Source organism: Corynebacterium phoceense, from assembly GCF_900092335.1.
Classification (GTDB): domain Bacteria; phylum Actinomycetota; class Actinomycetes; order Mycobacteriales; family Mycobacteriaceae; genus Corynebacterium; species Corynebacterium phoceense.
In genome coordinates this window covers 1,557,809-1,563,808 of record NZ_LT596208.1, presented here as the reverse complement: position 1 = coordinate 1,563,808, position 6,000 = coordinate 1,557,809, and the positions used below count along the sequence as shown (strand labels likewise).

The following is a 6,000-nucleotide window of genomic DNA, read 5'->3' as shown; positions in this document are numbered from 1 at the left end:
GATGGTACTGCACTCGGGAGGGTGTGGGAGAGTAAGTTACCGCCGACATAAAAACAACAAACAACAACTACATACACACTGCAAGCCCAGACACCACCACGTGGTGCCTGGGCTTACAGTCGTTTTAGCCCCCGATTGTCTGTCGTGACCGTGCTTTCCTTCAAGTCTCACGCGCGGCGGCCAGGTGCCAGCGACTTCGAGGAGGGGCAGGCACACGCGATCGGCTACAGCGACGCCGACCGCAACGCCGGCGCACGGGCTACAGCCTCCGAAAAATACACGAGTCACACAACTTCCCCTGATTCTTGGACGACTCATTCACACTTCAACGCCTACGCGGGTAAGTCGCACCGGCCTGGCTCCTGAGGATGGCGGCCTTCGTTGAAGTTCTAGCGCCCATGACGACGAGGGCGCGCTTCGGCACGTCTTTTCTTGGCCCGACGAATCAGACAGTCGGAAGCGGCCACACTGTGCGGACAAGAAAAACCACTGTCAACCGTCGAAGCTTTTTCGCAACTGGGCCGTAAGCCGCAGAACTAAATGGCCTTTTACCGGCACAGTGGCAAAACATAGGGGCGGTGACACAAGGTCTGCAGCGGTGAAGTCGCGGTCGGCAGAGGCTACTCGGGCAGGAAGCTATAGGTATAGAGCACCGGGTTGTGAATGATGAGCTCGTAGTCCTGGCTGTGCGCTTGGGAGGTGAGGGAGTAGACCTCGAGACGGTTAAAGGCGTGCACGGTGATGAGGAGGGCCACGGCAGTCACCACTCGGGTTGCCGCGACGGCGACGAGGGTGTTGCGTGTGACTGTGCGCATCGGAAGACTTTCAGTTGGGAGAGATGGTCGCGTGTAGGCTCATTCTCTATGGCAGAGCATAAGATTTACTCGTTTGCGTTTGGTGACATCTACGACGCCTATGTGGCGAAGGCCGAGCGGAAGGAGCGCACGGAGTCGGAGGTGCGTGAGCTCATCCAGTGGATGACGGGCTACGACGATGACGGCCTTGACGAGGTGCGTGCTGATGGCACGACCATGCGGGAGTTCTTTGAGAAGGCGCCGGCGCTCAACCCTGCCAGGGAACTGGTGACGGGCAGCATCTGCGGCGTGAAGATTCAGGAGTTGGAAAACCCGCTGATGAAACTGATTCGCCAGCTCGACAAGGTCATTGACGAGCTGGCGAAGGGCAAAGCAATGGAAAAGATTAAGCGGTCAAACGCTTAACGGCCTCGCGGATGACCTCGGGGCGCTTGCAGAAGGCGAAGCGCACGAAGTTCTTCCACGGCTCGGGGTTGTCCGTAAAAGGGGACAAAGGGATGGTGGCGACGCCGCGCTCGGCAGGTAGGCGGGTGCAGAATTCGATGGCGTCTTCGTGGACGTCGGCCACCAGGTAATAGGTGCCAGGGGTAGCGAAGACTTCGTATCCCAGCGAGGCCAGGCCTTCAGCGAGGATGTCGCGGCACTCTTCGAGGCCGGTGACCATGTTGGTCTGCCACTGCTGCTCGTGGGTGAGGGCGTGGGCGACGGCGGGCTGGAAGGGCGTCGTGGAGACGAAGGACATGAACTGCTTGGCCTTGATGACGCCGTCGAGTAGCTCCGGAGTCGCGATAGCCCAGCCGGTCTTCCAGCCGGTCGCGTTGAAGGACTTGGCGGCAGACGAGATCTTGATGGTGCGCTCGGCCATGCCCGGCAAGTCGCGCACGGAGGTAAAGGAGCCGTGGAAGACGAGGTCCTCGTAGACTTCATCAGCGAGGATAAGGAGGTCGTGCTCGACGCAGAGCTCGGCAAGGGCGTCGAGTGCGGGGCGGGAGAAGACGGAGCCCGTCGGGTTATGCGGAGAGTTGATGATGATCATCGCCGTCTTGTCCGTCACGGCGGCGCGCACGGCGTCTACGTCGAGGTCCCACGTGCCGGCGGTAGGGGTGAGGGGGACGGGGACGCGGGTGGCATCGGCAAGCGCGATGGCCGCGGCGTAGGCGTCGTAGTAGGGCTCGAGGACAATGACCTCTTGGCCGGGCTCGACGAGGCCGAGGACGGTGGCCGTGATGGCCTCCGTGGCGCCGGCGGTGACCACGAGGTGGCCGGTGGGGACGCCGTAGTGGGCGGAGAGGGCATCGAGAAGCTGGGGCACACCGCGCAGGGGCGCGTACTGGTTATGGCCGGTGGCGATCTGCTCCTGGGCGATCTCGAGCATGCGGGCGGGGCCGTCGGTGTCTGGGAAGCCCTGGCCAAGGTTAATTGCGTTGTGCTTGGTGGCGAGGGCGGTCATGGTGGAGAAGACGGTCTCGCCACACTGCTGGAGGCGCTGGACTGTCATTAGAGCACCAATAAATCGAACTTGGTGGCCTTGACGTCCGTGAGGCGCTTGCGGGCGCGGTCGAGGCGGTGCCACTCTTCCTCGGGGATGGAGGTGCGCGCGATCTTGACGATGTCCTGGTCAGGCGTGCCCCAGGCGATGGGCATGGGGGTGATCTGCTGCCAGTGGTCCTGGTCGCTGCTGACGCGGTGGCCGGAGACGGCGGCGACGGGAATCTTCGTGCCGACGGTGCGGTTCGCCAGGCCCGGGATAGTGGTGACGGTGCGCAGTGCTGCGCCCCAACGCGGTGGGAGGTTCGGGTCGACGTTGGTGTTGACGAGAGCCATGAGGACCATGTCGCGCTCGTTGACCTCGGCGATGACGGCGGGGGCGAGCGGATACGCGTTGTAGAGCTCCTGGGCGGTGCCGACCTTGCGGGAGGCGACGACGCCGACGATGGCCATCATGATGCCGAAGAGCGCTAGGCCGATGCCGATGGTGATGGACCAGATGGCGTCTACGAGGACGTAGACGGCGATGCCGGCGAGGATGAGCACGAGGCCCATGACGAGACCCGAATTGCGTAGACGTACGGAGTCGCGGAGAAGTTCGTTGTTTTTCTTGGCGAACGCCTCGTCGACGTCGAATTTGAAGATCTTCATAGTTCCTCCAAGTCTAGTGCGTCCACGAGCCGGTACGCGTAACCCTGCTCCGCGAGGAAGCGTTGGCGGTGGACGGCGTATTCGGCGTCGAGGGTATCGCGGGTGACCAGCGTGTAGAAGTGCGCCTCGCGCCCGTCCGACTTAGGCCGCAGCAGGCGGCCCAGCCGCTGGGCCTCCTCCTGGCGGGAGCCGAAGGTGCCGGAGACCTGGATGGCCAGGGCGGCCTCGGGAAGGTCGATCGAGAAGTTGGCGACCTTGGAGACAACGAGGGTGTGGATCTCGCCGTCGCGGAATTGCTGGAAGAGTTTCTCGCGCTTGGCATTGGAGGTCTTTCCATGAATGACGGGTGCGCCTATGCGCTTTCCGATGCCCTCGAGCTGCTCGAGGTAGCCGCCGATGATGAGGGCTTGCTGGCCTTCGTGCTGCTTGAGCAAGGTTTCGACGACATGGTCCTTGGCTTCGGCGGAAGCGGCGATGCGGTAGCGGTCGCGCGGCTGGGCGGTGGCGTAGAGCATGCGTTCCTCGGGGCCGAGGTCGACGCGAACCTCGACGCAGTCGGCGGTGGCGATAAAGCCCTGCTGTTCGAGCTCCTTCCAAGGCGCGTCGTAGCGCTTGGGGCCGATGAGGGAGAAGACGTCACCCTCGGCGCCGTCCTCGCGGACGAGAGTGGCGGTAAGCCCGAGGCGACGGCGAGACTGGAGATCCGAGGTCATGCGGAACACGGGTGCGGGCAGGAGATGGACCTCGTCGTAGATGATAAGGCCCCAGTCGCGGGAGTCGAAGAGCTCGAGCGCGCGGTATTCGCCCTTCGTCTTGCGGGTGACGACCTGGTAGGTGGCGATGGTGACGGGTTTTATTTCCTTCTTCTCGCCGGAGTATTCGCCGATTTCATTCTCGGTAAGCGTGGTGCGCTTGAGCAGCTCATCGCGCCATTGCCGGCCGGCGACGGTGTTAGTGACGAGGATGAGCGTGGTGGCCTGGGCCTTGGACATGGCGGCCGCGCCCACGACGGTCTTGCCGGCGCCGCAGGGCAGCACGACGACGCCGGAGCCGCCGGCCCAGAAGGAGTCCGCGGCGTACTGCTGGTAGTCACGCAGGTGCCAGTCATCCTCGGTGAGCGCGATGGGGTGGGACTCGCCGTCGACGTAGCCGGCGAGGTCCTCTGCGGGCCAGCCGACCTTGAGCAGCTCCTGCTTGAGGCGGCCGCGCTCTGAGGGCGGGACGGCGATGGTGTTGCCGTCGATGCGCGCGCCGAGCATGCCGCCGACCTTCTTGTGACGTTCGAGCTCGACGAGGATGGCAGGCTCATCGGATTCGAGGATGAGTCCGTGGGCCGGGTGGGCCTGGAGGCGCACGCGGCCGTAGCGCGACATTGTCTCCGCGACGTCGATGAGCAGCGCCTGCGGGACGGGGAAGCGCGAATACGTCTCGAGGACGTCGACGACTTGCTCCGCGTCGAAGCCGGCGGCGCGGGCGTTCCACAGCGCGAGCGGGGTGATGCGGTAGGTATGGATATGCTCCGGGGCGCGCTCGAGCTCGGCGAAGGGGGCCAGGGCTGCGCGGGCGGCATCGGCAAGCTCGTGGTCGACCTCAAGGAGGACGGTCTTATCCGACTGGACGATAAGCGGGCCATTCATTCGGCCCAGTTTAGTCCTTAAGCCGCGCACTCATAATCCGGTGGAGGGGGAAGCGGACGGGGTGGCCGTCGCGGTCGAGGGCGTCGACCTGGCCGCCGGCGACGGTGAGCGGGGTGACGGTGACCTCGCGCGGGCGGCCGTTGCGGTCCGCGTAGCCCACAACGATGAGTCGGGAGCCGCGGGCGGCTGCCTCGATGAGTACGATGTCCGGTCCTTCTGGAGTTTGATTGGGCTCGGCGGTGCGNACAGCGATGGAGGCGCCATGCTCGTCTTCGGCGGCGGGGGCGAAACCGTTGCTTCGTAGCTCTTCGAGGACGAGCCTTAAGCGTTGCTGGGAGATGGCGACGGTGGGCGCAAGCAGCCTAAGGGAGTCCACGGCGGCGACGGCTTGGGCGAGCAGGGCCTCGTCCTCGCAGCGGACGTAAGCGAGCGCCGTGCCGGAGCGCAGTGTGCCGTGCCGGCGGGCGACGTCGTCGATGAGGAATTCCACGGCCTGAGGGACCTCGCCGAGGGCATGGGCCTGGAGGAAGTCCTTGATCTCCTGGGCCGTCATACCGGAGTCCATGCCGCGGCGCAGCGACTCGGTGGAGATGCGGTAGACGCTGGCCAGGCCCGGTGACTCGAGATCCGCGAGATTCTCCAGCGTGCGCAGCAGCTCCGTGACGAGCGGGCCCGGGGTGAGCACCGTCATGTCAGCCTGCATGATGAATTGCTCGACGGCCTCGGGCACGGGGCGCTCCTGGACGAGGGCGCCGCGGGCGGTAACGCCCAGCCACTGGGCCTCGGCGTGGAGGCGCTCGATGGTGGCCGGTTGCGTGTGCGCGGCGAAGAGAGGACTGGCAAAGCGGAGGTCTTCCCAGAACTCTTCGAGGTTGAGCGGTTGGCTGCTGTTCCTGTAGACGTCGAGGATTCTCGCCCGGTGGCGCGGCAGATAGTCGTGAGCGGTCTCCTGGTCGAGGCCGCGCTGCGACTCCCACGCGGCCCACGGGGAGGTCTCCCACGCGTCGAGGAGGACCTGGAGGCGGTCGGGGAGTGGGGCGTCGGCCCATTCTTGTGCCGCCTGCGTGGGAGCCAGGAAGTTGCCCTCCGGACCGCCCTTCGGTTCTCCGCGGCCGAGGAGGCGCGCGTGGAAGCCTAGCGCGATGAGTTCCTTGACGTAGTCCGTGTCGAGTTTCCTGGCCAGGTGTGCGAGGGGTCGGACGCCCACCGTCTTGTCCTTGAGCAGCTCGACCGGCTCTTGTCCCAGGATGTCGATGAGACGGCCCATGAGACGCACGACGTCGAGGCCCGCGGCGGCGCCGGCTTCGTTAGTCTTCTGGTCCTGTACCGGCCCACCTTGGCGGCCGGACGGCTCCAGCGGGATGTTGAGCGGCGCTTGGCCTCGGAGCNGTCTCCAGCACGCGGCGTTG

Annotated in this window: 6 protein-coding genes; 1 reads left to right on the top strand and 5 read right to left on the bottom strand. The window is 65.1% G+C overall.

What is annotated here, in order from left to right; genetic code table 11:
- Window positions 1-620 precede the first annotated feature (620 nt).
- The gene (locus BN9444_RS11600; protein ID WP_068801959.1) at window positions 621-815 is read right to left on the bottom strand and encodes a hypothetical protein; all 195 of its coding nucleotides are present in this window, start codon (window positions 813-815) and stop codon (window positions 621-623) included.
- A 48-nt stretch (window positions 816-863) separates the two neighbouring features.
- Here BN9444_RS11600 and BN9444_RS11595 point away from each other — a divergent pair, with 48 nt between their 5' ends.
- Window positions 864-1,220 carry a DUF2200 domain-containing protein gene (locus tag BN9444_RS11595; RefSeq protein WP_066510255.1) on the top strand — a complete coding sequence of 119 codons (357 nt, stop codon included), beginning with the start codon at window positions 864-866 and terminating at the stop codon, window positions 1,218-1,220.
- Here the strand turns inward: BN9444_RS11595 and BN9444_RS11590 are convergent.
- Genes BN9444_RS11590 through BN9444_RS15695 form a run of 4 tightly spaced genes read right to left on the bottom strand, consistent with a single transcriptional unit; the run spans window position 1,201 to window position 5,282 of the window.
- The gene (locus BN9444_RS11590; RefSeq protein ID WP_068801958.1) at window positions 1,201-2,313 is read right to left on the bottom strand and encodes an aminotransferase class I/II-fold pyridoxal phosphate-dependent enzyme; all 1,113 of its coding nucleotides are present in this window, start codon (window positions 2,311-2,313) and stop codon (window positions 1,201-1,203) included. The two genes, BN9444_RS11595 and BN9444_RS11590, sit on opposite strands and share 20 nt — an antisense overlap.
- Window positions 2,313-2,954 carry a DUF3239 domain-containing protein gene (locus tag BN9444_RS11585; protein ID WP_068801957.1) on the bottom strand — a complete coding sequence of 214 codons (642 nt, stop codon included), beginning with the start codon at window positions 2,952-2,954 and terminating at the stop codon, window positions 2,313-2,315. The genes BN9444_RS11590 and BN9444_RS11585 overlap by 1 nt, the downstream gene beginning before the upstream one ends.
- Window positions 2,951-4,591 carry a DNA repair helicase XPB gene (locus BN9444_RS11580; protein ID WP_066488334.1) on the bottom strand — a complete coding sequence of 547 codons (1,641 nt, stop codon included), beginning with the start codon at window positions 4,589-4,591 and terminating at the stop codon, window positions 2,951-2,953. The genes BN9444_RS11585 and BN9444_RS11580 overlap by 4 nt, the downstream gene beginning before the upstream one ends.
- Window positions 4,592-4,601: 10 nt before the next feature.
- The gene (locus tag BN9444_RS15695; protein WP_478219571.1) at window positions 4,602-5,282 is read right to left on the bottom strand and encodes a helicase-associated domain-containing protein; all 681 of its coding nucleotides are present in this window, start codon (window positions 5,280-5,282) and stop codon (window positions 4,602-4,604) included.
- Between the last annotated feature and the right edge of the window lie 718 nt (window positions 5,283-6,000).